The organism is Nitrosophilus sp. (genome assembly GCF_982775275.1).
In genome coordinates this window covers 1-2,652 of the sequence record NZ_CEXZHP010000202.1, presented here as the reverse complement: position 1 = coordinate 2,652, position 2,652 = coordinate 1, and the positions used below count along the sequence as shown (strand labels likewise).

The following is a 2,652-nucleotide window of genomic DNA, read 5'->3' as shown; positions in this document are numbered from 1 at the left end:
AACAACGTCAATGCTAATACCAATTTTATCAACTCCGCTTGAAAAAAGTTCATCTAACAAACCAATATTTTGTGTTCTAATATTTACTGCTATTTTAACCTTGTAATTAATCTTTTTTATTCTACGAATTAATCCAGATAAATTTTGGAAAATAGAAAAATATCCCAAATAGATTTTGCAAAATTTAAGCTAATATTGCTTGGTGTTATTAGACATATTGAAAATGAGATCATTCCGGAGCAAAAAAGGAAGTTTTATTTTAATCCAGAAGATAGTTTTGAGTTGAAAGCAAACGATATTTTGGTGATTCTTGGTTACAATATAAGCATAAATAATTTCAAATCTCAAGTTACGGAAAGCACTTTAAGCCATGTCAGAAAAAAAAGATAAAATTTTACTTTTTGGTTACGGAAGATACGGCGAGCAGATCGCAAAACAGTTAAGAAACAGCAATTATGAGCTATATATAGCCGAATACGACAAAAAAAACTTAAAACACGCATCAATGGACGGATTTGAACATATTTTGGTTGTCGATATAGAAAACGACGAAGAGTTGACCAATATTTTGCTTGATAACGGTTTTAAAAAGATTTTTTGCGCTTTTGATAACGAAGAAGAAAATATCTATTTAACGATAACATTTAAAGCTATTTTTCATAAAGTAGAGATAATTTCCATATGTGAGTCAAAAGAGTCGGAGCGAAAACTAAAATTGGCCGGAGCCGATAAAGTGATAGATACTATGGAAGCGGCGGCAAATAGGATATTTTTTATTTTGGAAAAACCTGCGGTTACCGAAGCCATTGACAATATTTTACAAGATCCTACCATAACTTTTAGTGAAATAGAGATACCCGAAAATTCTTTTTTGGATGGAATAAATATAGATAATGCAGATATAAAAAAATTTAATATCATAGTTATAGGAATCGTAGATAAAGAGCTTGGTAATAGATTTACCTTTATTACAAAAGGTATCAGACATAAACTTGACGCTGGAGATATATTGGTAGTTATCGGAAAAAAAGAGGATATAAAAAAGTTTGAAGAGGAGCTCGAACTTAGCATATTAAAAGGTAAAAAATGATGAATATAGCGATAGTTGGTGCCGGAAAATGGGGAGAGGCTCTTCAATATGCACTATCTCAAAAAAATATGGTATATATAACTTCAAGAGAAAAAAAAGATTTGCCAAATTTTGTCGATTTGGATTATATTTTTAAAAATATAGAATATATTGTTATAGCTCTTCCTGCCCAAGCCACGAGAGAGTGGCTCGAAAAAAACAGGATTTCTCCTAAAAAAAAGATTCTTGTAGCTTCTAAAGGTATAGATGTAAAAACCGGGAAATTTTTAAATGAAATATATGAAGAGTATCTTCCAAAAGAAAATATCTGCTTTTTGACGGGACCATCATTCGCAAAAGAGGTAAAAGAGGGGCTTCCTACCGCTTTGGTTGTTAATTCGACAAATCTTGAGTTGGCAAAAAAGTTTGCAAATCTTTTTCCAGATTTTATAAAGACATATATAAGTTCAGACGTTATTGGTGCGGAGATCGCAGGAGCTTACAAAAACGTTATCGCTATAGCTTCTGGGATATGTGACGGATTGAGACTTGGAAATAACGCAAGAGCAGCGCTCTTGGCAAGAGGTTTGGTAGAGATGGAGAGATTTGGCAAATATTTTGGCGCAAAAAGTGAAACTTTTTTGGGATTAAGCGGTGCCGGTGATCTTTTTTTAACAGCAAGCAGTAAACTATCAAGAAATTACAGAGTGGGGTTAGGTCTTGCAAAAGGAGAGGAGTTAAGAAATATTTTAGATTCTCTTGGAGAGGTTGCAGAAGGGGTATATACCGTCAAAGCCATTGTTAAGCTTTCTCAAAAATACGATATTTATACTCCTATCGCAGATGAAGTTTTTATGATATTAAAGGGTAAAAATCCTCAAATTAGTTTGAAGGATCTTTTGCGATGAGTATTCTTGAATATATTAAAAACGAGATAGACAAACTTCCTCCTTTACCAAAGACCGTTGAAGAGTTAAAAAGAACATACGAAGATAAAAACTCCACAGCTTCAGATCTTGAAAAGATTATTTTAAAAGATCCTTTGTTGACAGCCGATATTTTAAAAGTGGCAAATTCTCCATATTACGGTTTTGCTCATGAGATCCACGATTTGAGGCACGCTATAGTATTGTTTGGATTTGACGAGATTATGAATTTTGCTATTTATTCGTTTTTTGAGAAAAATTTTGATTTTGAACTATCTCCATACGGGATAGGGGAGATAGATTTTTTAAATTTTTCAATATTAAAAAGTAAAATATCTAAAAACTTTTTTAAAAATGATAAAAGTAGATCCATTTTATTAAATAGTATATCTTTTTTATCGGATATAGGAAAAATAGTCATAGCAAAATTCGCAAAACAAGAAGGGATAAATATAGTGGACAAAGATGAGTCGCTAATAAATATAGATCATATAGAAAAAGAGATTTTTGGAGTAGATACTATCGATGTAACGGCGAGTATTTTTGAAAAATGGAATTTTGAAAAAAAATTTGTAAAAATTATATTGGAATCTTCAAACTGCAATGAAAATTCAATATCAAATTTTCTTTATTCTATTAGAAGTATTGTATCTATAA

At 31.3% G+C, this 2,652-nt stretch carries 4 protein-coding genes; all 4 read left to right on the top strand.

Annotated features, from left to right (window positions below):
- The first annotated feature begins 144 nt into the window (after positions 1-144).
- On the top strand, positions 145-390 hold the full coding sequence (locus AC30RD_RS08195) for a hypothetical protein (RefSeq protein WP_489493989.1): 246 nt from the start codon (positions 145-147) through the stop codon (positions 388-390).
- Positions 371-1,090: a potassium channel family protein gene (locus AC30RD_RS08190; RefSeq protein WP_489493988.1), complete on the top strand. Its 720-nt coding sequence runs from the start codon at positions 371-373 to the stop codon at positions 1,088-1,090. The genes AC30RD_RS08195 and AC30RD_RS08190 overlap by 20 nt, the downstream gene beginning before the upstream one ends.
- Complete coding sequence (locus tag AC30RD_RS08185; protein WP_489493987.1) at positions 1,090-1,977, top strand: NAD(P)H-dependent glycerol-3-phosphate dehydrogenase; 888 nt, start codon at positions 1,090-1,092, stop codon at positions 1,975-1,977. Before AC30RD_RS08190 ends, AC30RD_RS08185 begins: the two co-directional genes overlap by 1 nt.
- Positions 1,974-2,652, top strand: a 679-nt coding sequence (locus AC30RD_RS08180) for an HDOD domain-containing protein (protein ID WP_489493986.1), incomplete at its 3' end; no start/stop codon positions are given. The genes AC30RD_RS08185 and AC30RD_RS08180, both read left to right, overlap by 4 nt.